Origin of the sequence: Parasalinivibrio latis, assembly GCF_036825535.1 — a bacterium.
GTDB classification, from domain to species: Bacteria; Pseudomonadota; Gammaproteobacteria; order Enterobacterales; family Vibrionaceae; genus Parasalinivibrio; species Parasalinivibrio latis.
Window position 1 is genome coordinate 3,367,120 of sequence record NZ_CP098812.1, and the last position, 26,055, is coordinate 3,393,174.

The 26,055-nt window shown below is 52.0% G+C and carries 24 protein-coding genes and 1 riboswitch; of the genes, 17 read left to right on the top strand and 7 right to left on the bottom strand.

Features of this window, described 5'->3' with window-relative positions:
* Window position 1 precedes the first annotated feature (1 nt).
* The 7 genes from leuD (at window position 2) to NF212_RS15230 (ending at window position 7,647) form a co-directional block, all read left to right on the top strand.
* The gene (gene leuD, locus NF212_RS15200) at window positions 2-604 is read left to right on the top strand and encodes a 3-isopropylmalate dehydratase small subunit (protein WP_434357062.1); all 603 of its coding nucleotides are present in this window, start codon (window positions 2-4) and stop codon (window positions 602-604) included.
* Between the two features lie 128 nt (window positions 605-732).
* Complete coding sequence (locus NF212_RS15205; RefSeq protein WP_434357064.1) at window positions 733-1,539, top strand: DUF547 domain-containing protein; 807 nt, start codon at window positions 733-735, stop codon at window positions 1,537-1,539.
* A 50-nt stretch (window positions 1,540-1,589) separates the two neighbouring features.
* A riboswitch (TPP riboswitch) is annotated at window positions 1,590-1,691 on the top strand.
* A gap of 99 nt (window positions 1,692-1,790) precedes the next feature.
* On the top strand, window positions 1,791-2,786 hold the full coding sequence (gene thiB, locus NF212_RS15210) for a thiamine ABC transporter substrate binding subunit (protein WP_434357066.1): 996 nt from the start codon (window positions 1,791-1,793) through the stop codon (window positions 2,784-2,786).
* Window positions 2,787-2,794: 8 nt separating this feature from the next.
* A complete protein-coding gene (thiP, locus tag NF212_RS15215) occupies window positions 2,795-4,396 on the top strand; it encodes a thiamine/thiamine pyrophosphate ABC transporter permease (protein ID WP_434360896.1) in 1,602 nt (533 codons plus the stop codon).
* Window positions 4,390-5,082, top strand: coding sequence for a thiamine ABC transporter ATP-binding protein (gene thiQ, locus NF212_RS15220; RefSeq protein ID WP_434357068.1), 693 nt, complete (start codon window positions 4,390-4,392; stop codon window positions 5,080-5,082). Before thiP ends, thiQ begins: the two co-directional genes overlap by 7 nt.
* A 65-nt stretch (window positions 5,083-5,147) precedes the next feature.
* A complete protein-coding gene (locus NF212_RS15225; RefSeq protein ID WP_434357070.1) occupies window positions 5,148-6,125 on the top strand; it encodes a GGDEF domain-containing protein in 978 nt (325 codons plus the stop codon).
* 109 nt (window positions 6,126-6,234) lie between these two features.
* The gene (locus NF212_RS15230; RefSeq protein WP_434357072.1) at window positions 6,235-7,647 is read left to right on the top strand and encodes a transporter substrate-binding domain-containing diguanylate cyclase; all 1,413 of its coding nucleotides are present in this window, start codon (window positions 6,235-6,237) and stop codon (window positions 7,645-7,647) included.
* An 82-nt stretch (window positions 7,648-7,729) separates the two neighbouring features.
* Here the strand turns inward: NF212_RS15230 and NF212_RS15235 are convergent, their stop codons facing one another.
* Entirely contained in the window at window positions 7,730-9,103 is a 1,374-nt protein-coding gene (locus NF212_RS15235) for a PhoH family protein (RefSeq protein ID WP_434357074.1), read from the bottom strand.
* Between the two features lie 296 nt (window positions 9,104-9,399).
* On the opposite strand from NF212_RS15235, the gene rapA reads away from it, so the two are divergent.
* The 3 genes from rapA (at window position 9,400) to NF212_RS15250 (ending at window position 14,091) form a co-directional block, all read left to right on the top strand.
* Window positions 9,400-12,315 carry an RNA polymerase-associated protein RapA gene (gene rapA / locus NF212_RS15240; protein WP_434357076.1) on the top strand — a complete coding sequence of 972 codons (2,916 nt, stop codon included), beginning with the start codon at window positions 9,400-9,402 and terminating at the stop codon, window positions 12,313-12,315.
* An 81-nt stretch (window positions 12,316-12,396) separates the two neighbouring features.
* On the top strand, window positions 12,397-13,125 hold the full coding sequence (gene rluA / locus NF212_RS15245; RefSeq protein ID WP_434357078.1) for a bifunctional tRNA pseudouridine(32) synthase/23S rRNA pseudouridine(746) synthase RluA: 729 nt from the start codon (window positions 12,397-12,399) through the stop codon (window positions 13,123-13,125).
* 12 nt (window positions 13,126-13,137) lie between these two features.
* On the top strand, window positions 13,138-14,091 hold the full coding sequence (locus tag NF212_RS15250) for a D-2-hydroxyacid dehydrogenase (protein ID WP_434357080.1): 954 nt from the start codon (window positions 13,138-13,140) through the stop codon (window positions 14,089-14,091).
* Window positions 14,092-14,176: 85 nt separating this feature from the next.
* On the opposite strand, the gene djlA is transcribed toward NF212_RS15250, so the two are convergent.
* Window positions 14,177-15,004 (bottom strand): co-chaperone DjlA, encoded by an 828-nt coding sequence (djlA, locus tag NF212_RS15255; RefSeq protein WP_434357082.1) that lies wholly within the window; start codon window positions 15,002-15,004, stop codon window positions 14,177-14,179.
* A 172-nt stretch (window positions 15,005-15,176) separates the two neighbouring features.
* Between djlA and lptD the strand changes: the two genes are divergently transcribed.
* The 7 genes from lptD (at window position 15,177) to NF212_RS15290 (ending at window position 22,331) form a co-directional block, all read left to right on the top strand.
* Window positions 15,177-17,504, top strand: coding sequence for an LPS assembly protein LptD (gene lptD, locus NF212_RS15260; protein ID WP_434357084.1), 2,328 nt, complete (start codon window positions 15,177-15,179; stop codon window positions 17,502-17,504).
* 41 nt (window positions 17,505-17,545) lie between these two features.
* A complete protein-coding gene (gene surA / locus NF212_RS15265) occupies window positions 17,546-18,844 on the top strand; it encodes a peptidylprolyl isomerase SurA (protein ID WP_434357086.1) in 1,299 nt (432 codons plus the stop codon).
* On the top strand, window positions 18,834-19,820 hold the full coding sequence (gene pdxA / locus NF212_RS15270; RefSeq protein ID WP_434357088.1) for a 4-hydroxythreonine-4-phosphate dehydrogenase PdxA: 987 nt from the start codon (window positions 18,834-18,836) through the stop codon (window positions 19,818-19,820). Before surA ends, pdxA begins: the two co-directional genes overlap by 11 nt.
* Complete coding sequence (gene rsmA, locus NF212_RS15275; protein WP_434357090.1) at window positions 19,817-20,626, top strand: 16S rRNA (adenine(1518)-N(6)/adenine(1519)-N(6))-dimethyltransferase RsmA; 810 nt, start codon at window positions 19,817-19,819, stop codon at window positions 20,624-20,626. Before pdxA ends, rsmA begins: the two co-directional genes overlap by 4 nt.
* Before the next feature lie 30 nt (window positions 20,627-20,656).
* The gene (gene apaG / locus NF212_RS15280; RefSeq protein ID WP_434357092.1) at window positions 20,657-21,031 is read left to right on the top strand and encodes a Co2+/Mg2+ efflux protein ApaG; all 375 of its coding nucleotides are present in this window, start codon (window positions 20,657-20,659) and stop codon (window positions 21,029-21,031) included.
* A 13-nt stretch (window positions 21,032-21,044) separates the two neighbouring features.
* Entirely contained in the window at window positions 21,045-21,884 is an 840-nt protein-coding gene (gene apaH, locus NF212_RS15285; RefSeq protein ID WP_434357094.1) for a bis(5'-nucleosyl)-tetraphosphatase (symmetrical) ApaH, read from the top strand.
* Between the two features lie 165 nt (window positions 21,885-22,049).
* Complete coding sequence (locus NF212_RS15290; RefSeq protein WP_434357096.1) at window positions 22,050-22,331, top strand: cation diffusion facilitator family transporter; 282 nt, start codon at window positions 22,050-22,052, stop codon at window positions 22,329-22,331.
* Window positions 22,332-22,485: 154 nt separating this feature from the next.
* Here the strand turns inward: NF212_RS15290 and folA are convergent, their stop codons facing one another.
* From folA to rpmA, 5 genes are all read right to left on the bottom strand, one after another.
* Complete coding sequence (gene folA / locus NF212_RS15295) at window positions 22,486-22,971, bottom strand: type 3 dihydrofolate reductase (RefSeq protein WP_434357098.1); 486 nt, start codon at window positions 22,969-22,971, stop codon at window positions 22,486-22,488.
* Between the two features lie 17 nt (window positions 22,972-22,988).
* Window positions 22,989-23,465 (bottom strand): threonine/serine exporter family protein, encoded by a 477-nt coding sequence (locus NF212_RS15300; RefSeq protein WP_434357100.1) that lies wholly within the window; start codon window positions 23,463-23,465, stop codon window positions 22,989-22,991.
* On the bottom strand, window positions 23,450-24,229 hold the full coding sequence (locus NF212_RS15305; protein ID WP_434357102.1) for a threonine/serine ThrE exporter family protein: 780 nt from the start codon (window positions 24,227-24,229) through the stop codon (window positions 23,450-23,452). Before NF212_RS15305 ends, NF212_RS15300 begins: the two co-directional genes overlap by 16 nt.
* A gap of 141 nt (window positions 24,230-24,370) precedes the next feature.
* Window positions 24,371-25,543 (bottom strand): Obg family GTPase CgtA, encoded by a 1,173-nt coding sequence (gene cgtA / locus NF212_RS15310; protein WP_434357104.1) that lies wholly within the window; start codon window positions 25,541-25,543, stop codon window positions 24,371-24,373.
* Between the two features lie 239 nt (window positions 25,544-25,782).
* Window positions 25,783-26,040 (bottom strand): 50S ribosomal protein L27, encoded by a 258-nt coding sequence (gene rpmA / locus NF212_RS15315; RefSeq protein ID WP_054674156.1) that lies wholly within the window; start codon window positions 26,038-26,040, stop codon window positions 25,783-25,785.
* Between the last annotated feature and the right edge of the window lie 15 nt (window positions 26,041-26,055).

Here is a 26,055-nt window from a genome sequence, read left to right on the forward strand (position 1 = left end):
CATGGCAGGAATCAAACAACACACCGGCCTTGTGGCCCCTCTGGATGCAGCGAATGTCGACACAGACGCAATCATCCCGAAGCAGTTTTTGCAGAAAGTGACCCGTACCGGATTCGGCAAGCACCTGTTCCACGACTGGCGCTTCCTTGACGATGCCGGTAAGCAGCCAAACCCGGACTTCGTGCTTAACGCACCCCGTTATCAGGGTGCCAGTGTGCTGCTGGCCCGTGAAAACTTCGGCTGCGGCTCATCCCGTGAACATGCTCCATGGGCGCTGGATGATTACGGCTTCAAGGTAATAATCGCGCCGAGCTTTGCCGATATTTTCTACGGCAACACCATCAACAATGGCATGGTCCCGGTTCGGCTCACTGATACAGAAGTTGATGCCCTGTTTACCTTTGTTGAGCAAAACGAAGGGGCAGAAGTCACACTGGACCTGGAAGCTCAGACTGTCTCTGCCGGCGGCAAGACGTATTCCTTTGAAATTGATGAGTTCCGTCGCCACTGCCTGCTGAATGGCCTCGACAACATAGGCCTGACTCTGCAGCACGAAGAAAAAATTGCCGAGTACGAAAGTAAGATCCCAGCATTTCTGCGCTGAGGTAAAAATCAGCTAAAAAAGACTAAAACCGGCTCAAACGCCGGTTTTTCTTTTATGAAATATAATCAAATTCAGGGCGGTCTCTGTATCAGCAAGACTTATTCTAAAAACTCGAAGAGAACCCGGTAATGACTGTATTACTCAAGAAGCTGTTCAGTGCACTGTTAACCTTTGTGTTAATCACAGGCAGTGCATTTGCTGCACCCAAATCTGAACTTTGGCCGTATTGGGACAAAACTGACCCTGATTCAACCCAAACCATATCCCACAAGCCCTGGCAACGGTTGTTAGATACCTATCTGGTTGAAAAGGGCGAATACACACTGTTTGATTACCAGGCGATCGGCCCTGAAGACAGAAATAACCTGAAAAGCTACATTACCGGGCTGGCAGACCTCGACCCTCGCGGCTACACCAAAGCAGAGCAGTATGCCTACTGGGTAAATCTCTACAACGCCATTACCGTTGAACTCATCCTGGACAACTACCCAGTTAAATCCATCACCAAGCTGGGCGGCCTGTTCAGTTTTGGCCCCTGGGGAGACAAGGTCATCACCATTACCGGGCAAGACCTGACGCTTAACGATATCGAGCACCGGATTTTGCGCCCAATCTGGGACGACCCCCGTACCCACTACGCCGTAAACTGCGCCAGCCTCGGCTGCCCCAACCTTCAGCCAACTGCCTTCACAGCGAGTAATTCGGAAAACTTACTTGAAAAGGCCGCCATTCAGTTTGTAAACAGCGATAAGGGAGTAAACCAGGATGGTGATAAACTCCAGCTTTCCTCCATTTATGAATGGTTTGCTGATGATTTCGGCGGGAGTGAAAAAGGCGTGCTTGAACACCTAAACCGCTACCGCCAGTCAAATGATCTGAAAGATTTTAACGGCAAGATCCAATATGAATATGACTGGAGCCTCAATAAAACCTGACCACCGGGACAAAAGGCTGGTTAGCTGTCCCCGATCCTTTTAAAATCGCAAATGTTCTCATGGGGTGTCGCCTGTAATGATGTGCGGCTGAGAGAAACCCATTGAACCTGAACCAGGTAATGCTGGCGTAGGAATTGAGAGCAGAAGCGGTTACCGTCTTATCCCCGCCTCCTCAAGCCCTGTGCCACACCCTTTACTACCAGACCGCCGGATTTATGCCGTTTGGTATGCCATGACGTAAGGAGCGCAGAGTGAAATCCACAACGACCCTATTCACCACACTGGCAATTGTATCAGGCTCAGCATTTGCTGCTGACAACACCCTGACGGTGTACACCTATGATTCTTTTGCTGCTGACTGGGGCCCGGCTCCGGCAGTCAAAAAAGCGTTTGAAGCCGAATGCGACGGTTGCACGATTAACTTTGTTGCGCTGGAAGACGGTGTATCCATCCTCAACCGCCTGCGCCTGGAAGGCAAAAACAGCAAGGCAGATATCATTCTGGGTCTGGACAACAACCTGATCGAAGAAGCCAAGAAGACAGGGCTGCTGGCTGAAAGCCGTGTGGACACCGGCAACGTAACCGTACCGGGCGGCTGGGACGACACTACCTTTGTACCGTACGATTACGGTTACTTTGCCTTTGTCTACAACAAGGACACGCTTGCCAACCCACCCAAGAGCCTAAAAGATCTGGTGGAAAACCGGCAGGACATCAAGGTTATCTACCAGGATCCTCGCACATCCACACCAGGCCAAGGCCTGCTGCTTTGGATGAAGTCGGTATATGGCAACAGTGCAACCGATGCCTGGCAGAAACTGGCCAAGCATACCGTCACCGTCACCAAGGGATGGTCAGAGGCCTATAGCATGTTCCTTGAAGGTGAGGCAGACATGGTGCTCTCCTACACCACATCCCCGGCTTACCACCTAATTGCTGAAAACGACGGGAAATATGCTGCCGCTAATTTCAGCGAAGGCCACTACATGCAGGTTGAAGTTGCTGCCAAAGTAAAGTCTGCTGACAACCCGGTACTGGCGGATAAATTCCTGAACTTCGTGCTTTCAGACACTTTCCAGGAGATCCTCCCCACTACCCAGTGGATGTACCCGGTAACCGACGTCAAACTGCCGGAAGGTTTCAATACTCTGACCAAACCAGCTAAATCACTGGAGTTCAGTCCTGAAGAAGTGGCTAAGGATCGCCGCAACTGGATTCGTGAATGGCAACAAGCACTGGTGAAATAACCTAAGTGATCCTAAATCCGTCCCGTACCTGGCCCGGCATCTTGTCTGCCGGGCTAATCATTGCCCTGGTTGCCGGTTCTATCCTGGCACTGCTCATACAGTCACCCACTCTGAACCCCGGCGCTCTCTGGCATGACAGCTATCTTCGGCATGTCACCGCCTTTACCTTCAAGCAGGCTTCATTGTCAGTGCTTCTCAGTGTCGGGTTGGCGATACCGGTTGCCCATGCATTGTACCGGCGACATTTTCCGGGACGCGCCCTGCTGCTGAGGTTGTTTTCCATGACACTGGTTTTACCGGTATTGGTGGGTGTTGTCGGCCTTGTAGCCATCTACGGAAATCGTGGGCTGATTGCGGACGGGCTTTCTGTGTTCGGCTTTTCCCTACCGTTCAACCTCTACGGGCTTGGTGGGATTCTGCTCGCACACGTATTTTTTAACCTGCCATTTTCAGCAAGGCTTTTGTTGCAAAGCCTTGAGCAAATACCGGCGGAACAGGTTCAGCTTGCCAACCATCTGGGTATCCGTGGCTGGCACAGGTTCCGCTTGATTGAATGGCCGTATATGCGCCAGCAACTGCCGCATGTTGCCGGGCTGGTGTTTATGCTCTGTTTTACCAGCTTTGCCACTGTCATGGCTCTTGGGGGCGGGCCTGGCGCAACAACCATTGAGCTCGCTATCTATCAGGCCCTGCGATTTGATTTTGACTTGCAAACCGGGGCAATCCTTGCCGTATGGCAGATGCTCCTGTGCGGTGCACTGGCTCTGGTTATACAGAAATGGGCCAGGCCTGTAGCAACGGAAAGCAGCCTGAAAAACACCAGCGGGGCTCACTTACCGGCCGCACTCGATTCTTCAACGGCTAAAAAATGGGACACCCTTTGGATAGCCCTTGTCTGCTTGCTGACCTTGCCCCCACTGCTGGTGGTTGTCATCCGAGGGCTTAACCCGCAAGGGCTGGCAATACTCGCTCACAGTGAACTCTGGTATGCGGTGCTCTCTTCCATGAAAGTCAGCATCTTTGCCACCATTCTGGCACTGACACTGGCTGTTGCCCTGTTGCTTGCCAGCCGGTTCTGGCGATATAACGGATTGGGAGGCCGGGCTGACCGGATAGAGCTTGTCGGCTCCATTATACTGGTGACCCCGGGACTTGTGATTTCAACCGGCCTTTTCCTGTTGCTGCGCCCCGTAGCTGATGTATTCGGTATGGCATTCTGGCTGGTCACTCTGGTCAATGCCCTTATGGCCCTGCCTTACCTGATTAAAATCCTGTCCCAGCCACTTTTCCAGGTAGCCCAGCAATATACCCCTCTGTGCACTTCACTGGGTATTAAGGGTTTGAACCGCCTCAGGATTGTTGAATGGTCGCTGGTACGCAAACCACTGGCTCAGGGCGTGGCCCTTGCTATGGTGCTATCCATTGGGGATCTGGGGGCGATAGCCCTGTTTGGCAGCCAGGATTTTCGGACCCTGCCGCTGTACCTTTACCAGTTGATGGGCAGTTACCAGTTAGCTGCCAGTGCTACTGTTGCCCTTTTGCTGATGTTATTAAGCTTGGGGCTTTACTGGCTGATAGAGAAAATAATGACGAGGAAAGTGGCATGCTGACTGCAAAAAACCTGACTTACCGTTACCAGCAAGCCGATATGGTGTTCGATTTTGACGCGCGGCAAGGCGAAATCATTGCGGTTCTCGGCCCAAGCGGTGCAGGGAAAAGCACCCTTCTCTCCCTTCTGGCCGGAATGCTCCCCGCATCTTCCGGTACCTTGGGGGTTAACGGTGAAGACATCACCCGGAAACCGGCGCACCTGCGTCCGCTGACCATGTTGTTCCAGGAGCACAACCTATTCCCGCACTTAAGTGTCGGGGACAATATTGCCCTCGGAATTGCCCCGGATCTTTCACTTTCCACAGAGCAGAAATCGGCAGTCCACGCCGCTGCAGTCCGGGTAGGCCTCGATGGTTACCTTAAACGCTTGCCCGGTGAACTTTCCGGTGGGCAACGTCAGCGCGTAGCCCTTGCCCGAAGCCTTGTTCGCGAGAGGCCTCTGTTACTTCTTGATGAGCCGTTTTCCGCACTGGACCCGGCTCTTCGAAAAGACATGTTGGGGCTTGTGAAAGCCCTGTCCGACGAGCGGCAGACCACGGTGATCATGGTGACGCATTCACCGGATGACGCCCGCTCTATCGCAGATCGTTTTCTGTTTATAGAAAATGGAAAAATTCAGCTGTCAGGCCAGACTGGCATCCTCAACGATCCGCCAGAGATCATGCAGCATTATCTGATTTGCTAGATTTTCCAATGCGTCTCAAAACAAAGATCTATACTCAGAAAGTAGAATAATAAGGAGACGCGCTAATGAAAGTCAGCAGCATTGAAGTCTTGCATTCTGTCGTGGATATCACTGCCCATACAGAATCAGATGCAATGTACCAAAGCCTCGTCACCACCATCTTGCAGCTCACTCATGTGGAGCAGGCTTTTATCGTTGACGTAGAATTTGGCGGTTCACAGCGTTTTCTTATCCGCGCCAGCTCCAGCGCCCAGCAATTCGGTGATAATGAACTGAAAATCCTGGACAAAATCCTCAACAAAAGCCTGTTCAGCATGGACAACCAGTACTTTCAGCTGTCAGGCAAAGACTCCGTCCTGATCCCGATCCTTATCAAACAAAAGCTCTACGGTTGGGTAATGTGTCTGGGACAGAATATTACTGAAGAAGAAACCGTCTTGATCAGCGGTCTCAGCAAAGTTTACGAAAATTTCATTTCTATCATTTCTGCCAGTGAGCGGGACAGCCTGACCGGGCTCTATAACCGCAAGGTTCTGGACAGCAGGCTAACAGAGCTTCTTGCCGATGTTTCTGTGTCAGACGGAGTTGACCAAAAAAACTGGTTGCTGATTATCGACATAGACAATTTCAAACATATCAACGATGACCTGGGCCATATCTATGGCGATGATGTACTTTTGCTGATTGTCGCCTTGCTCAAGCAACTGTTCGGCAAGGGTGAAACCCTTTTTCGTTATGGTGGGGATGAATTTCTGGCCCTGATGGGCCCCTGTACCTATGAGCAGGCCTGGGCGAAGGCAGATCAGCTTCGAACCAGTGTGGAAAACCGCTGCTTCGGTACAGCCAAAGATGTGACAGTATCAATCGGCATGACAGCAATCAATACAGAAGACTACCACCCTGTCACTGTTGTTGGACATGCAGACACTGCCCTTCACCATGCCAAGAGCCAGGGGAGAAACCGCATCTCTGTGTACGGGGATATGGTTAAACAGGGGTTGGTCGTCAACACAGAGCCAGAAGATGATGTGGAACTTTTCTAAACTGCGATATTCATGATTATTTTATGAATTTTTAAGAACATTTTTGTCCATTTCTCTGCCCGTTTTAAGTATAATTGGGAACAGTCTCGCAATTTCTTGTTCGGTAGTCATGCCGCGTCGAATTTATCGTTTCCTCACTGTTTTTTCGCTGCTTTTTAGCGGGCTGATTTTTAACGCTCACGCTAATGAGCCCAAAAAATTGGTCATAACAGGTGCCTCTACCTGGGAGCCTTTTTCTTTTCTTGATGCAAAAGGGCAACCACAGGGCATCATGATTGATTTTTGGCGTCTTTATGGGCAAAAAAATGGTGTGAATGTTGAATTCAAACTGATGCCATGGTCTGAGTCGCTGGAAGCGTTGAAAAACGGTCAGGCTGACATCCATGGGGGTCTGGGTTACTCATCAGCCCGCGCAGAGTTTCTCTCTTTTTCCCATGCACTGCCATTCGAACCCTATGAGGTTTACCTGTTCGCAGACAAAAGCCTGCCGGAAGATGGGGTCAGCCACGAAAAAATAGGTTCGGTCCTTGGCAGCTTGAAACATGAATTCATCACCTCTTTCTCTGACCGCAGCAAGCTGGCATTGCACAACAGTTTTGGGGACCTGCTCTCCCATGCCATGGCCGGTGACGTGAAACTGTTCATTGATGACTTGAACACAGCCAATTACGCCATGGCCAAAGCGGGAAAAGAAGGACAGTTCATTCCACTTCGCTACCTTTACAGCTTTCCCCTCCATTTCGCGGTCGCCAAAGGTGATACCGATACGCTGGGTGAAGTGAGCCGTGGCCTGTCAAAGATCTCTGACGGCGAGGTCATGGCCATTACCTCCAAATGGTACAACCATCCGGAGATCCTCAAATGGTGGAAAGACTTGCACCCGGTACTGCTGGCCGTAGGCCTGTGCCTTGCCCTGGCGGCACTGTTGGTTGTCCGCCGTGTGTTAAAGCGCCGGACCAACGAATGGCAGCAAGCGTTATCTGACCTGCAAAAGTCAAACAACGCACTTCAACTGGCAAACAAAACCGATCCGGTCACCGGCCTGACAAGCCGCAGGGGGTTTATTGAGCACCTCAACGGGCTTCGCTTCCACCCACACTGCTACACAGTGGTAGTATTTGACCTTGTGAAATTTTCTGCCATCAACCAGCAATGGGGACACCAGGCCGGAGATGCGGCACTGAAGCAATTTGGTTTGCAGTTAAGTTGTATATTGCCGAAAAATGCCCACGTGTCCCGTGTGGGTGGTGATGAATTTGCCGTGGTGTTTGATAACGCAGGCCAACATGAAGCAGACCTGAAACTTGAAGTGCTGCGACGCCAGCTGGAACGAAACCCAATGCGGATAGAACAGGCTACGCTCCCTTGGCGTTACCTGACCGGTATTGCCAGCTACCCGAAAGATGGACATGACCCTGACCGCCTGCTGGCTATCGCTTTTGAGCGAGCCTCATCAAGAAGCAAGGGGCCTAAAGATGGGCTGGATTCACTGATAATCCCCAAGCATCCCCAAGGTGTTTGAGGGCAATCATCCCATCAGGTAAAGCTGGGTATTCAGGTTCCGGGGAAAGTGATTTCCCCGGTAATTTATCAGCTATACCGGTTTACAGATTTTCTTCTGCAAACTCAGCAAGACGGCTTCGGACAACCCCGTTAAGGTAGACACTGGCACTGCCTTCAAAGTATTTGAAACGTTCAACAATATTGGTCAGGCCGGAGGTCACCGGCGTCAGGTATGGCGAGTCAATCTGGGCCAGGTTACCAGAGCAAACAAGCTTGGTTCCCTCACCACAGCGCGTAATGATGGTTTTCAGTTGCGACGCAGTCAGGTTCTGGCACTCATCCAGCAACACAAAAGCGTTTTGGATAGAGCGGCCACGCATAAAGTTAATGGACTTAAACTGAAGGTTAGCCTTGTCCATGATGTACCGCATGGAGCCTTCGGAGCACTCATCATTTTTGTGCAGTGCTTCCAGCGCATCAGTCACCGCACCAAGCCAGGGCAGCATTTTCTCTTCTTCGGAACCCGGCAGGTAGCCGATGGATTCAGCAATATCCGGCGTGTTCCGGGTCACCATGATCTTGTCATACATCCCTTTTTCCACTACCTGCTCCAGTGCAGCAGCAAGAGCCAGGAACGTTTTGCCGCAGCCTGCCGGTCCGGTAAGCACGACCAGTTCTACGTGCGGGTCAAGCAGAGCATCCAGTGCCATTCCCTGATAAATATTTTTCGGTTTTACTCCCCACGCTTCACGGTGAAGAAGGCGTTCGGTACCGATGTCTTTGATAGTCAGGTGATCCCCTTCCACGCTTTGGATCCGTCCTGCAAATTCCTCCGTCTCATCCAGCACATACTGGTTCACAAATACGCTCTCGGGTGTCTCCATGGTGACATTATGGAAGGTGTCACGGCCGGAATTCACCGTATTGCACTCATCCACTTTATCCCAGAACCGTCCCTCAAAACGCTGGAACCCTTTGGTCAGCAAAGCCACATCATCGATAAGCTGGTCACTGCGGTAGTCCTCTACATAACGCAGCCCCGCCCCTTTGGCTCTCAGGCGCATGTTGATGTCTTTTGTTACCAGCACGACCTTGCGCGGAGAACGTTTAGCCTGCAGGTGGAGCGCCGCATTGAGAATCCGGTTGTCACCGGCCTTGTCGGTAAAGGCATGGACCGTCTCGACAATTTCATAATCAGCCATGATGGAAATCGTACCGGCACCTTCATTCCCTCCTATGGATATGCCTTCTGAAATTTGGTCCGGGGTGGCGTCACTGAAGATATCTTCCAGCGTCCGGATAGCCACACGTGCATCGCGCGATACATCGCGTTTACTGTCTTTAATCCGGTCGAGTTCTTCGAGTACTGTCATCGGGATGACGACGTCGTGTTCCTGAAAAGAGTAGATGGCGAGAGGTTCGTGCAAAAGGATGTTCGTATCCAACAGAAAGATTTTCCGGTCGGCATCGCCCATAGGCACCTCCTTGGTTGGCTATGGCTCGCGGTTGAGACTACCGCTTACTTGTAAGAATAGTTCAAGAATCCCCTTCTTAATAAACCTCTTTCATTTGACCTTATGGTGACAGTCACAGGTTTTCTCACCCGATGGATATTCGCCGTGACCTGAATCACAACTTACAGTACCATTGACCCCCTTTTTTCGGCGCAGGCTGACTCGCAGTTAAAAATAACCGTTTTAATAAATGCGACAGCCTATAAATGCCGGATCGTTCACCCTTTGATTTGTGTTTGAAAGGAAGGTTTTCACGTATGTCATTTGCCCTCGGACAGCGTTGGATCAGTGATACAGAAAGCGATTTAGGATTGGGAACTGTGGTAGCGCTTGATGCGCGTACCGTCAGCCTGATGTTCCCTGCCAGTGAAGAGAGTCGCGTTTACAGCCGCTCAGATGCCCCGGTAACCCGGGTTGCCTTTAATGCCGGTGATATCATTGAAAGTCACGAGGGTTGGACACTGGCGGTTGACCGTGTGGAAGAAGACAACGGCGTACTGACCTATTTCGGCACCCGTGAAGACAACGGCGAAACTGATATCGTCCTTCGTGAGATTTTCCTCAGCCACCAGATCCGTTTTAACCGTCCACAGGACAAGCTGTTTGCCGGTCAAATCGACCGTATGGACCGTTTTGCCCTGCGCTACCGCGCCCTCAACAACAACCACAAACAGCAACGCAGCCCACTGCGCGGCCTGTGTGGATCCCGCGCCGGCCTTATCCCACACCAGCTCTATATTGCCCATGAAGTAGGCCGTCGCTACGCGCCTCGCGTGCTGCTCGCCGATGAAGTTGGCCTGGGTAAGACCATCGAAGCCGGTATGATCATCCACCAGCAAATTCTGTCGGGCCGTACCCAGCGCGTATTAATCGTGGTACCTGAGACCCTTCAGCACCAGTGGCTGGTAGAAATGATGCGCCGTTTCAACCTGCACTTCTCCATTTTTGATGAAGAGCGTTGTGTTGAGGCTTATGCCGATTCTGACAACCCGTTCCATACCGCCCAGCTGGTCCTGTGCTCGCTGGATTTCCTACGCAAGAGCAAGCGCCGCCTGGATCAGGCTGTTGATGGGGACTGGGATCTGCTGGTTGTCGATGAAGCCCACCACCTTGAGTGGAGCCAGGACAAGCCAAGCCGTGAATACCAGGTAGTTGAAGCTCTGGCCGAAACCATCCCTGGCGTCCTGCTGTTGACGGCAACGCCGGAGCAACTGGGCCACGAGAGCCACTTCGCCCGTCTGCGCCTTCTGGACCCGGATCGTTTCTACGATTACGAGGCTTTTGTCGAGGAAGAGCGCCAGTATGCACCGGTTGCCGAAGCAGTCAGCCAGTTGCTGGCAAACCAGGCTTTAACAAACGACGCCCTTAACAGCATTACTGAGCTGCTCTCAGAGCAGGATGTTGAACCACTGCTGCGTATTGTTACCGCAGGTGATGTGGATGAAGATCAAAAACTCTCAGCCCGCCAGGAGCTGATCAACAACCTGATGGACCGACACGGTACCGGGCGAGTTCTGTTCAGGAATACCCGCTCAGCCATCCAGGGCTTCCCACAGCGTCACCTGAGCATGTACCCGCTGGAGCTGCCAAACCAGTACACCACTGCAATGCGTGTGGCCGGCATCATGGGTGCCAAGCTTTCTACCGAACAAAAAGCGGCACAAGCCCTGTATCCGGAAGAAATCTATCAGCAGTTTGAAGGCGAAACATCCAGTTGGTCGGCATTCGACCCGCGTGTTGACTGGCTGATTGACCTGCTCAAATCCAACCGCAACGAGAAGATCCTGGTGATTTGTGCCAAGGCAGCCACAGCGCTGACCCTTGAACAGAGCCTGCGCGAGCGCGAAGGCATCCGCGGCACAGTATTCCATGAAGGCATGTCTATCCTTGAACGCGACAAGGCAGCCGCTTACTTCGCCCAGGAAGAAGCCGGTGCCCAGGTTCTGCTGTGTTCTGAAATCGGTTCAGAAGGGCGTAACTTCCAGTTTGCCCGTCATCTGGTGATGTTCGACCTGCCAATGAACCCGGATCTGCTGGAACAGCGTATTGGCCGCCTTGACCGTATCGGACAAAAAAACGATATCGAAATCCACGTACCGTTCCTGCTGGGCACCTCCCAGTCATTGCTGGCACGTTGGTATAATGAAGCGCTGAATGCATTTGAGGAAACCTGCCCGACCGGACGCTCGATTTTCGACAAGTTCGGCAGTGACCTTATCGAGTTGATCGCCAACGGTGACCAAGGCGAAGCGCTCGACAACCTGATTGAACAAAGCGCGGAAATGCACGCCCACCTTAAAGCTGACCTGGAGCAAGGCCGTGACCGCCTGTTGGAAATGCACTCAAACGGCGGCACTAAAGCCCGCGAACTGGTAGAAGAGATTGGTGACGAAGACGGTGACCCGGAACTGGTCAACTTTGCCATCGGCCTGTTCGATACCATTGGCCTTGGCCAGGAAGACAAAGGGGAAAACCAGATCATCCTGACCCCTTCTGACCATATGCTGGTACCGAGCTACCCAGGCCTGCCGGCTGACGGCTGCACCGTGACGTTTGACCGTGACACCGCGCTTTCCCGCGATGACGTTCACTTCCTGAGCTGGGAGCACCCTATTATTCAGGGCGGCATGGATTTAGTTGTCAGCGAAAGTGTAGGGACGACTGCAGTTTCCCTTTTGAAAAACAAAGCACTACCGGTTGGCACCATGTTCCTGGAGCTGGTGTACGTATCTACAGTCCAGGCACCCAAGCAGTCAGGTATCACCCGCTTCCTGCCCCAGACCCCAATCCGCATGCTGTTGGATGGAAAAGGCAATGACCTGTCAGCAAACGTGGCGTTTGATACCTTCAACCGCCAGTTGGCACCACTTGGCCGTCACCTGGCAAGCAAGATGGTCAGCTCTGTACAAAACCAGATCCACGCTCTTATCCAGGCCGGTGATGCCGTGGCTGAACGTGAGCTGGAGAACGTAAAAGCAGCTGCCAACGAAGAGATGAACAACACCTTGCGTGCAGAGCTGGACCGCCTGCAGGCACTGAAAGCGGTGAACCCAAACATCCGTGATGATGAACTCGAAGCACTGGAAACGCAGATTGGAGAGCTTACCGGCTATATCAATAACGCCCAGGTGCAACTGGATTCCCTGCGCGTAGTGGTGGTCAGCCACAACTGATAGGGTACAATCACCTCATATTGCAACCCCGGCGATGCCGGGGTTTTCTTCATGAATTGAAAAGAAACACATAGGCCCGTAATGAGTCCGGAGTTTATTTACAATCCGCCTAAAGAGCCTTGGCTGGATGTCTTGTATCAGGATGATGATATCATCGCAATCAACAAGCCCAGTGGCCTGCTCTCCAACCCCGGAAAAGATCCCCTGCACTATGACAGTGCCTGGAGCCGTATTAAGGCGGAACACCCGTTCAGTGAACTGGTGCACCGACTGGATATGTCCACATCAGGCCTTATGGTGTTTGCCATGCACAAAGTAGCCGAGCGCCACCTCAAGGCCCAATTCCGAGAGCGGGAAACACACAAGCTGTATTACGCCCGTGTCTGGGGTCATCTGGAACAGGAAAAGGGAACAGTGGATCTGCCGCTTATCTGTGACTGGCCTAACCGCCCGCGGCAGATTGTCTGCCATGAGACAGGCAAGGCATCACTGACGCATTTCGAAGTCATCAAGCATGAGAAAAAAACCACTCTGGTTCGCTTGTTGCCGGTAACCGGCCGCTCCCACCAGCTCCGTGTCCATATGCAGTCCCTCGGCCATCCAATTGTCGGTGACAAGTTTTATGCAACGCCGGAAGCACTGCGGTATTCTCCCCGGCTTCAGTTGCATGCTGCTGAGCTGTCATTCTTCCACCCAGGAACCGGCGAACCGATGCATCTTTTTGCACCTTGTGACTTTTACGCCAGGGCGCCTGTAAATACCCTTCTGGAATACGGCATGACAGCGGGTAAAATGGAAGAAAAAGACTGACTGGTAAAACTCATGGAAGAGATTGTTTTTCTGGACCGCGCCACCATTCCCGCACAAATCCGGGTTCGCCGCCCGGATTTTCCCCATCGATGGGCCGAGTACGACCTGACAGAACCGGCAGATCGGTTCGAACGGCTGAAAGACGCCACCATTGTTATCAGTAACAAAGCGGTACTGGATGCTGACCTGCTCGCAAGGCTTCCAAAACTCAAATTCGTCGCTATCGCCGCAACCGGCACCAACAATGTCGACCTGGCGTGGTGCAGGGAAAACAAACTCCCCATCAGCAATGTACGCGGTTACGCAACCCGTTCAGTGCCAGAGCATGTTATTGCCATGATGTTTGCACTCAGGCGGAACCTGATGGGCTATCACGACGATATAACCAGGGGGGTCTGGCAGGAGAAAAAACAGTTCTGCTTTTTTTCCCACCCGATTGGGGATATTGAAGGTTCAACACTGGGGATTCTCGGCAAAGGCGGATTGGGAGAGGCGACCGCCAATATCGGTAAATCACTGGGCATGAACGTCCTGTTTGCCGAGCATAAAGGCGCCACAGCCTGCCGTGATGGCTACACCCCGTTTGAAGAAGTGCTGCAACAAACTGATGTACTCAGTCTGCACTGCCCCCTAACCGAAACCACCCAAAACCTGATTGGCACAAAAGAGCTGAAACTTATGAAGCCGACAGCCCTGCTTATCAATGCTGGACGGGGCGGGCTTGTGGATGAACAGGCTTTGGTTGAAGCCTTGAAAAATGGCGATATCGGAGGTGCAGGTATGGATGTATTCACGCAGGAACCGGCGGATGAGTCCAACCCATTGATAAAAAATGCCGATCTGCCAAACCTTTTGCTCACCCCTCATGTAGCCTGGGGCTCTGATTCTGCTATCCAGACCCTGGCTGACCAGCTTATCGATAACATTGAAGCCTTCTACCGAGGTGAGCCGGTAAACCTGGTCTAACGCTGTTGCTGTAAATAAAAAGCCCGGAGTATTAAACATCCGGGCTTCTTGGCGAAAAACATACCCATATTGGGATTCAACAGGATTACTTGATGCCTTTTTCCTTACGGATCAGCTCGTACGCCGACTGAATTTCCTGGGTCTTCTGTTTCGCAACTTCCATCATTTCAGGCGGAAGCCCTTTGGCAACCAGTTTGTCCGGATGGTGCTCAGACATCAGCTTGCGGTAAGCTCGCTTAACTTCCTGTGCACTTGCTGAGTCTTCAATACCCAATACCTGATACGCATCAGCCAGTTGGTCACGGCTTGGCGGTGCCTGCCACTGGCCATGTTGCTGGTACTGGCCACCACCTCCCTGGGAGAAACGGAACGCAGCTTCCTGCATGCGAAGGCGCTGCTCAAGTTGGGCAGAAGAAAACCCGAGGGCCTCGGCAATGCGGTGAAGGATCTCTCGCTCAGCCGGGTGCAGGTTGCCATCTGCAAATGCAGCCGTAATCTGCATTTCCAGGAAAAACTGCAGCAAATCCGGCCGGCCGGCACACAGTCGGCGGACATTGTAGAGTTCATCATCAAGCGGGAAATCGTGTTCCTTCCCTTCCCGGAAGGCATCCTGCGCCTGCCGTCGGGACTCACCTCGCAGCCCCATACGGTCCATTATGGCGGAAGCAACCCGGATTTCATCCTGGGTAACCTTGCCTTTTGCTTTGGCAACATGCCCCATCACAGCAAAAGCGGCATGGAATATGGCTGCCTGCCTTTCCTGCTGTCCTCCACCATGACTAAACCCACCGGAAAACACGCTGCCACGTGCTTTATCGAACTTATGACCTAAAAACAGGCCTAACAGTAAACCAAAGGGACCACCAAGCAGGAAGCCAAAAAATGCGCCGAGAATTTTTCCCCAAACTTGCATACTGCTCTCTCTGTTTTGAAATTATTCAGCACAATCACACACTGCGCTGGTTTTACTGATGCCCGAGGAAGCAATTTGCTTTATCATTACTCCCATTTTTCGGAAAAACTTGCAGCCAAGCTGGCACCGAGTATACCAGCGCTTACCGACAACAACAGGATTGATTGATTTAATGTCTCTGACCCGCCGTAGCCTATTGTCGACAATGATTTGCCTGGCATTGTATGGCCCAGCCTATGCCGAACAGGACTCAACAGTTCCTGATGGCGAGGAAGCATACCCGAAATCCCAATGCCTTGCTCCATCTGAACGCACTCAGGATCCGAACACCCAGCCAGTCACTATTGTTGCTGATGAAGCCACAGCTGAAGGCCAGAAAACGGCCGTTTATAAAGGCGATGTGGTGATTAAACAGGGTTACCGCACGGTTACCGCTGATGAGGTCACGCTGGACCACGCTAAAAACGAAGTGACTGCGCAAGGCAATGTAGTAGTGGACGACGGCCAGATGGAAGTCCGCGCACCCTACGTTGAGAGTAACCTGAACAATCAGGATACAACTGTCCGTGATGCCAGCTATACCATGCTGTGCCAGCCCGGTCGCGGAGAGGCCAAGCGGGTATTTAAAAACGGCACCACCTTCTACGAGCTGGAAGATGGCTCCTTTACCACCTGCCCGGCAGAAGACAACAGTTGGCGTTTTACCGCGGACAAGCTTGAAAAAGAAGATGGTGACATCTTTGCAGACCTTAAAGGTGCCCGCTTTGAAGTGCTCGATGTTCCCGTTATTTATATCCCGTACCTCAGGGTACCCGTTGAAGATGGCCGCCTGACAGGCTTCCTGTACCCGTCAGCAGGCCTCAGTACGCGGGATGGTTTCGAGCTGGCGACCCCTTTTTACTGGAATATCGCCCCGCAGTACGACATGGTGATCACACCGAAATACATGTCACGTCGAGGGCTGCAACTGGATTCCACTTTCCGCTACCTGACGGATGGATACGGTAGAGGTTCATTGACCGGCGAATACATGCAGACGGATGAGCTCAACCGGGAATTGGGACACCGTTGGGGATTCAACTGGAAGCATGCGGCAGTTCAAAACCATTGGAAATTCAATGCTGATTACAGCAAAGTCAGTGACATTGATTATTTTGCTGATTTCAGCTCGGACATAGGCCAACGGGAAGACAATACCTTGCTGCAGACGGCATCAATGTCTTACCGGGATACCTTCTGGGACTCCACTGTGACAGTGCGGGATTTTCAGGCCCTGACGCTGAACACCCCGGTTTACCGTTTGATGCCGCAGTTGTCTTTCAACTATTACCGTCCGGATCTGGCTTATAACATGAACTTCAAGATGCCCAGCAGCATCAGTGTGTTCAAAAACAACGATCCGAAAAAACCCGAAGCGACAAGGGTAAACTTTGAGCCAACTCTGACCATCCCGTATTACACACCGTGGTTACAGTTGTCGGCAGAAGGCAAAATTTACTATACCCACTACGATCAGAGTTTCCAGTCAGCAAATGTTGATGCGGTGGGTGATGCTCGCCTGAAAGAGAAAGTAGACCGAACCATCCCATCGGCCCGACTCCATGCAGGGATTACCCTGGAGCGCCACTCAAGCCTGTTTGGGGAAGAATACGCCCAGACCCTGGAACCACAGGTGCAGTACCTGTATATCAAAGATGTGGATCAAAGCGGTATCTACAATCCGGTTAACTATAACGGCGGTGGTTATGACACTGCCCGCTTGCAAACAGATTATTACGGGCTGTTCCGGGCGAACCAGTACAGCAGCGTGGATTACATCAACCCAGCGAACCAGTTCACCATCGGACTTTCCAGCCGTGTATTTGACGGCGACTACCGTGAGCGTTTTAACGTTTCCTTCGGCCAGATTTTCTATATCAGCCAGCCAAGCACATCACAGGGCGAGAACATCAATTTCTCAGCTTGGGCTATAGAGTCAGAGTACAACTATAACGACCGGCTTTTTGTTCGCGGCAGTATGGAATATGACGCAAATATCGATGATCTCCAGTTCGGCAACCTGGTGACAGAATACCGTGATGGCGGGTTTTATGCCCAGGCCAGCTACCGTTATGTTTCACAGGAATACATCCAGTCTACTCTGCCAAACAACAGCAATGCGAACTTTGGCACAGACGGTATCAATCAGGCTGGTATCGTGGCAGGTTTCCCTGTAAGCAATAAGATCAGCGTATCCGGCAAGTACTTCCGAGACCTGGTTGAAGATAATATGCTGGATTCTGAAATTGGCCTGACTTACCGCTCAGATTGCTGGGTAATAGGCCTGAGCTTCAGCCGTTATATGATGTACCGTTCTTCAATCAATCAGCCACCTGAATACGACAGCAACATTACCTTCTCCTTCAGCTTGCTGGGTTTGGGGGCGAACACCGGCTTTGGCCACGGCGATTCTGGCGGCACTTCTCTGGGCTACGGCAATCCATTTACCCTGAGAAACTGACCGGCAATTGAGACTAGTAGTTACGAGTTTTGGAAATCACCATGAAAAAATGGAAATTGTGTCTTATCAACCTGTTCCTGATTCCGCACCTGGCGTTTGCAGCACCAGCAGAACTGGATCAAGTCGTTGCCGTGGTAAATGATGGCGTCATCCTGAAAAGCGATGTCGACAGCATGCACCGCACGGTAGAAAAAAATGCATTGTCCCAAGGCCAGACACTGCCTCCGGAAAAGGAACTTAACAATCAAATTGTAGAGCGCCTGATTACTGAAGAACTGCAATACCAGCAGGCAGAGAAGATGGGAATCCGCATTGATGATCCCCGCCTTGACCAAGCCATCAGCAAAGTAGCCAAAGATAACGGTGAAAGCGTAGAAGCCCTTCGCCAGTCAGTGATGAAAGAGGGCACAAGCTGGGCGACCTACCGTGAACAACTTCGCAAAGAGATAGCGATTGCCGAAGCCCGGAACGCCAACGTGCGCCGCCGTATTAATATCCTTCCGCAAGAAGTCGATACCCTGGCAGCTCAGCTCAACAAAAAGAACCAGGCACAGGTGCAATACCATATTGAACATATTCAATTGGCACTGAGCGACGATGCAGACGCAACAGAGCGCAAGGCAGTTGCCAACGAAGCAGAAGATCTGGTTAACCAACTGAAAAATGGTGCCAACTTTGCCAGCCTTGCACTTCGCTACTCTAAAGGCCCAAAAGCTTTCCAGGGTGGCGATTGGGGATGGATGCGCCTTGAAGAAATGCCGACTATTTTTGCCGACCAAATTGGTGGCCACGGTAATGGTGCCGTCATTGGCCCCTTCCGCAGTGGTGTGGGTTACCACATCCTGAAAATTGCCGGTGTTAAAGGTCTGGAAACTGTCGCTGTAACCGAAACCAATGCCCGTCATATCCTGATTAAGCCATCCATCATCCTCAGTGACGATATGGCAAAGAAAGAGCTGGAAGGCATGGTGAAAGACATCAAGTCCGGCCGTAAGAGCTTTGCAGATCTTGCGAAGCAATACAGCCAGGATCCGGGCTCCGCAGCAAACGGTGGGGAACTGGGATGGCAGACATCAGACATTTATGTGCCAGAATTTAAGGAGCAGGTCGATACCCTGCCAGTTGGCCAAATCAGCGAACCGTTTAAAACCGTTCACGGCTGGCACATTGTTGAAGTGGAAGGACGCCGACAGGTAGACCGTACGGATGCGGCAGTTAAGAACCGCGCTTATAACTTGCTGTTCCGTCGAAAATTCAACGAAGAAGCACAGGCATGGTTGCAGGAACTGCGAGCAGGTGCTTACGTAGAAATGATGGGAGAGGACAACAGTGCCCGTTAAACGCATAGCCATTACTCCAGGGGAGCCGGCTGGAATTGGCCCAGACCTGATATTATCCCTTACAGGACAGGACTGGCCTCATGAGCTGGTGATCATTGCCAGCCAGGCGCTGCTGGAAGACAGAGCCGCCAGCCTGGGAGTTGACGTACGTTTTGTCAGTTACGACAAAAATACCGCCCCTCAGCCATCCCAAAAAGGCACACTGGTGGTAGACGACATTCCGCTGGGCGGTACCGTTAGCCCTGGTGAGCTTAACGAGCAAAACGGCCACTATGTCCTTGATACCCTTACCCGGGCAGCAGAAGGCAATATGGCAGGCGAATTTGATGCAGTGGTTACCGGCCCGGTTCACAAAGGCATTATCAACCGCGCAGGTGTTTCATTCAGTGGCCATACCGAGTTTTTTGCCCAGCACAGCAATACCACTGATGTGGTCATGATGCTGGCAACAGAGGGACTCCGGGTAGCTCTTGTCACCACCCACCTGCCATTGGCTTACGTGGCAAAAGCCATTACCGAAGAACGCCTGGACAAGATCATTACGATTCTCAATGATGATCTGAAATCCAAGTTCGGTATTGAAACACCAAAGATTTACGTTTGTGGCCTTAACCCGCACGCAGGGGAAGGGGGCCACCTTGGCAGGGAAGAGATTGATGTTATCATTCCCGCCCTCGACAAACTGCGTGACCAAGGGCTGGACTTAGTTGGCCCGTTGCCCGCCGACACCCTTTTCCAGGAGAAATACCTGAAAGAGGCTGATGCCGTGCTGGCAATGTATCACGACCAGGGATTACCGGTGTTGAAGTACAAGGGATTTGGTAAATCAGTCAATATCACACTGGGTTTGCCGTTTATCCGTACCTCAGTTGATCATGGAACCGCACTTGAACTGGCGGGAACAGGACAAGCTGATGCGGGTAGCCTGCGAACCGCACTCTCACACGCTATCCAACTGGTAGACAAACAAGCATGAGTGACAACGTCCATTTAGGCCACCGCGCCCGTAAGCGCTTTGGTCAGAACTTCCTGAACGACCCATTTATTATTGATGGTATCGTCAGTGCTATTAACCCAAGACCGGGGCAAAACCTGCTGGAAATCGGTCCGGGTCTGGGGGCACTGACAGAGCCGGTTGCCGCCCAGGTCGACAAACTGACAGTGGTCGAACTGGACCGCGATCTGGCCGAGCGCCTGCGCCATCACCCTCAGTTGAAAGACAAGCTGACAATTCACGAAGGCGATGCCATGCGCTTCGATTTCAGTGCACTGGCAAAGCCTGAAAACAAGCTGCGTGTATTCGGTAACCTGCCTTACAACGTATCTACCCCGCTGATGTTCCACCTTTTCAGCTATGCTGACAGTATTGCGGACATGCACTTTATGCTGCAAAAAGAGGTGGTTAACCGTCTGGCTGCGGGCCCAGGCACCAAAGCCTATGGGCGTCTGACCGTGATGGCACAGTATTACTGTAAGGTTGTACCGGTTCTGGAAGTACCACCAGAGTCTTTCAAACCGGCACCAAAGGTAGACTCCGCCGTAGTACGCCTGGTTCCTCATGATACCCTGCCTCATCCGGCAACCAACCTTAAATGGCTGGACCGTGTGTGCCGCGAAGGTTTCAACCAGCGTCGCAAGACCGTACGTAATTGCTTCAAAAGCCTGGCTGATACAGAGACACTGGAGAGCCTGGGTATCAAGCCGGATATGCGCCCTGAAAATCTGACACTGGCGCAGTTTGTTGCGCTGGCAAACTGGCTGGATGCCAATCACCAGGGTTAATTTTCTGGATTAGACACTGACAAGGATGCTATGGAAAAAGCCAATATACAGATCCATGTTGTAACCCATTTTGTGGAAGAACAATCGGATCCGGAAAATGAACGTTATGTGTTTTCCTACACCATAACCATTTCCAATCTCGGCACAGCCTCGGCCCAACTCCTGCGCCGGCAATGGCTGATTACGGATGCCAACGGCAAAAAGATGTCAGTGGAAGGCGAAGGTGTGGTTGGAGAACAACCACACCTCTCTCCCGGCGCCCAATACACCTATACCAGCGGAACCGTTATCGAAACACCGATGGGTGTCATGCAAGGGCGCTATTCCATGGTAGATGAATCGGGATGCGAGTTCGAAACCGAGATCTCACCTTTCCGCTTGGCCATTCCCAATATCATTCATTAACTGAAGGTACATCTTGGCAACCTATCTGATTGGCGATATCCAGGGCTGTTACCAGGACTTGCGTAACATTCTGGATGAAGCCGGCTTCACGCCTGGAAAAGACACGCTTTACCTTGCCGGAGACCTGGTAGCCCGGGGACCCGATTCCCTCTCTACACTGCGTTTTATACGTGGGCTGGGCGACAGTGCCCGCACAGTGCTGGGTAATCATGACCTCCACATGCTGGCCGTCTATGCCGGCGTCCATAAGATCAAGGACAAAGATAAAACCCGGCCGGTTTTTGAAGCCTCTGACTGTGATGAACTGATGGCCTGGCTGCGCCAGCAACCTTTGCTAATCCATGAGGCGATACCGAACAGCCAATATCCGGGGTTTATCCTGACCCATGCCGGCCTTTCACCCCAGTGGGACAGAGAGACAGCCAAAGCCTGTGCGAGCGAAGTGGAATCGGTTCTGAAAAGTGATAACTGGCAATGGCTAATCCGGGAAATGTATGCCAATGAACCGGCGCTTTGGTCCCCCAGCCTCGAAGGGATACATCGCTACCGTTATACCATCAACGCCCTCACCCGGATGCGCTTCTGCTTCGCTGATGCCTCTCTGGATATGGACTGCAAGCTGCCTCCTGATGAAGTGGATGCTGGCCCCTTAATGCCTTGGTTTAAGTACCCAATGCGCAAGACTGTCAATGAATGTCTGGTATTTGGCCACTGGGCTGCCCTGGGTGGAACCCTGGATGCAGGGCTTGCCGGTCTCGATACGGGCTGTGTATGGGGAGGAAGCCTGACAATGTTACGCTGGGAAGACATGGCACTGTTCTCCCTGCCATGCCGCACAAATCTAAAAAACTGACTGCCTGACCGGGCAGCAATTTAGCTGCCCATGCGCCTTTCCTGCAAAATCTTCAAGCAACAAATTCGATAGATTACATTGACATACTGTCCGTTGAGTAGCGTCTCACCCGGCGTATATTGGATTGCAAGAAGACAAAACGGCGATGCACCGTTAGGAGATATTATGTCAGTAAATCATCAACATACAGCGGAAGAGATGTCAGAGAAAATGGCCCACCGCTATCCTGGTGAAGAACATCACACACACGATACCCGTCATAACGAATTCCGTGAGCATGAGAAAAGCCACCCCCACACTCAGCATGGTGGTAGCCCTGAAGGCCATAAACACGCAGTGCCAGAACATCACCATCATGAAAACTGCTGTGGCAAGCACCATAAAACCAAAGAACATGACCACAAAGGTCATTCCCGTGAGCACCACAAAACCGGTCATCACGAGTAAACCCAGCTGGACTAACCTGCTGATCAGCCCGGTTGGCAGAGGCATCCCAAAGACTTTTCCGGTGGGTCTTTCTTCTCCCTCACCACGTCAGGAAAGAAACTGCCGGAGAACGAAAAACGCAGCCCCAAGGCTGCGTTTTTCGTTGGGAAACGGGTTACTGTACCCTGTCGAAAATGGCAAACTCCATATCAAACCGGTTTTTCTCATCAGAAGTGAAATGCTCACTAAAGCTCTGCTCCCAGCCCTCTCCCCAATCAGGAAACGCAGTATCTCCGTCAAGTTCAGCATCAACAAATGTCAGGTAAAGACATTGAGCCCGAGGCAGAAAAGTCTCATAAATTGAGCCACCACCGATAACCATCAGCTCTTCAACGCAGCCAGCCGCCACAATGGCTGATTCAGGGCTCTTTACTACGGTAATACCTTCCGCCGTAAATGCCGGGTCGCGGCTTATCACGATATTCTGCCGCCCTGGAAGTGGCCGCCCGATCGATTCAAATGTTTTGCGTCCCATCACAACAGGCTTACCCAGGGTCTGACGCTTGAACCACACAAAATCAGCCGGAAGGTGCCACGGCATCTGGTTATCCATACCTATAATTCGGTTCTTTGCCATTGCGGCAATCATGCTGATTTTCAAACTCTTCTCCCGGATAGTCAGATCACTGGACGTCGACGATAAAACAGTAGTCCCGGCATCGCAAGGCCAATGGCCAGTGCGGCAATGATAAACAGCGCCTTGAGGAAGTTGTCCACCATGGCACCCAGCAACTCCGGCGTATAACCTCGGTGGTTTATCTCTACCAACGCAATCATCGCCTTATAGGCAAATACCCCGGGAACCATTGGAATTAAGGCTGCTACCGTAAACACTTTAGGGTGGGCGACAAAACGTTTGGACCAATACACCCCCACCATGCCTACCGCCGTTGCAGCAACCAAGGTAGCCCATTCGATGGAAACGCCGTAGTGCAGCATTAAAAAACGCAGCCCATGTCCAAGTGCACCACCAATGGCGCAGTATTTGAGCGCCCGCTTGGGAACATTGAAAACCAATGCAAAACCTACCGCGGGGATGGCTGCAAAAAACATATCGTTGAGAAGTGCCAGCAACAGGCTCATACCCACCCCCATGCACCGATAAGGTTCATTGCCCCGATAATGCCAAGACAGGTAGAAAGCGTCAGCAGGCTGGCAAATACCCAGCGGGCAATCCCCATATTTACATACCCCTTGACCATATCCGACACCGCATTGATAAGTGGGAATCCCGGCACCAACATCAATACGGCTGATGCCATGGCAATGAACGGCTGGTTTCCGGCATTTAATACTTCTGCTAGCCCTGCAACAGAGGTGGTAACAAAGGCTGTCACTCCAAAGTTCAGAAGCGGGTTGAAGTGGCGATGGGCAAATTCCTGCCTGACGATCATCCCGATCGACGATGCAAGAAAAGTGATCGCGAAAATCGTCCAGTCACCACCGGCAAGACGGCTGAAACTGGCACAGGACAAGCCGATCATCAATACAACCAACCAGCGGTTATAACGAAGTGGCTTGATCCGCTCGAGCCGGCGGCGGGCACCGGAAAGATCCAGTATGCCTTTCTCCACCATGATGACCGTATGCTGGACCTCGCTCACCACATGCATGTTGATCCCGCGATCCGGGCTGCGCCGGGCAGTGGTAATACAATGATCTTCCGTCAGTGTGGTGACAACCATAGAGCTGGCCGAAAGAGAGATTTCTACGCTGTCGAGGCCCAGGGCCTCACCCATCCGGCAGCTAAGGTCTGCTACAAGGCGGCTCTCAGCACCATGCTGGAGCAACATCTGGCCGGTTTTGATTACAAGGCGGGAAATATCGCGTTGAGCCGATTCATCTAAACGCGCTGTCATCGGAAGTGTCCTTTCTCCGGAAGTAACTACAGAGCTAACGTTATATCACTTTGCTGAATAGAAAGCCTGAGCCAGATCAGGCTGGTACAAAAAAGCCGCTTGAATAAACAAGCGGCTTTAATTCAGAGGGACAATACGGGATTAAGGCTTGTAGATGATTTCGACGTCGTAGTCGTCTTCATCCCAGTCATCCCAATCATCGTCGTCACCTTCGTAATCAGGGTTACGCATGGCACGCTCGTGGTAGTCATCCCATTTGAATTCAACCTTCTCGCCTTCCTGCTCTTCCTCGATCTTAGCTTCAACAGGCAGGGATTCGATAAAGGTCATCAGCTCCAGCACCAGCGGCTGCACATTCTTACGGCTCAGGGCAGAAATACAATAGTACTGACCATCCCACGCCAGTGCCTCACAAACGCGCTCAATCACATCTTGGAGGGCTTCCTCATCCAGCATTTCAACTTTGTTGAAAACCAGCCAACGAGGTTTATCTGCCAGCTTTTCACTGTAAGTGTTAAGCTCTTCCAGAATGATCTTTGCATTCTCTGCAGGATCCGAACCGTCGATCGGAGCCACATCAATCATATGAAGCAGCACACGGCAACGCTCAAGGTGCTTCAGGAAGCGGATACCCAGTCCGGCACCTTCAGAGGCACCTTCGATAAGGCCGGGGATGTCTGCAACCACAAAACTCTTTTCCGCAGATACACGTACAACGCCCAGACTTGGTACCAGAGTGGTAAACGGATAATCCGCTACTTTTGGCTTCGCAGCAGAAACAGCCCGGATGAAGGTAGACTTACCTGCATTAGGCAGACCCAGCATACCGACGTCAGCAAGCAGGAGAAGCTCCAGGCGCAAATGACGTATCTCACCCTTGGTGCCCAAGGTACGTTTGCGTGGTGCACGGTTTACGGACGATTTAAAGCGGGTATTACCCAGACCGTGGAAACCGCCCTTGGCGACCATGATTTTCACGCCATGGTGAGTCAGGTCAGCAATCACTTCACCGGTGTCTTCATCAACCGCTCGGGTACCGACTGGAACGCGTAGGATCCTGTCTTCACCGCGCTTACCGGTACAGTTACCACCGCTGCCGTTTTCACCGCGGCTCGCCGCGTAGAAACGCTCAAAACGGTAGTCAATCAGGGTGTTGAGGTTCTCATCAGCTACCAGGTAAACATCACCGCCGTCGCCACCATCGCCGCCATCTGGGCCACCTTTAGGCACATACTTTTCGCGGCGGAAGCTCACCACGCCGTTACCGCCGTCACCTGCGTCTACTTTGATGACCGCTTCATCGACAAATTTCATTTTCTTCTCCACGCCAGCACGCCGGATGCAGCGGCGAACAGGTCGCTGACCTTCTGCTGCGTCGGCGTTTCAAAACTCGATTTTAACCCGGGTATTGTAATGATCTTAGGCGAGATTCCCATCACAAGATTGCTCTTTACTGGGAATGAAGCAAGATTCCGGGGCGGACTCGGGGGAGCCCATAAATAAAAAGCCCCGCCATATAGGCAGGGCTTTCGAATCTTTCGCGTCGTTCTGAATTATTCAGATTCGATGCTTACGAACTTACGGTTCTTAGGACCTTTAGTTTCGAACTTAACCTTACCGTCGGTCAGTGCGAACAGAGTGTGGTCTTTACCGCAGCCTACGTTAGTACCAGCGTGGAACTTAGTGCCGCGCTGACGAACGATGATGTTACCAGCCAGAACTGATTCACCACCGAAACGCTTAACACCCAGGCGTTTGCTTTCTGAATCGCGACCGTTACGAGTAGAACCGCCAGCTTTTTTGTGTGCCATCTCAGTGCTCTCCTA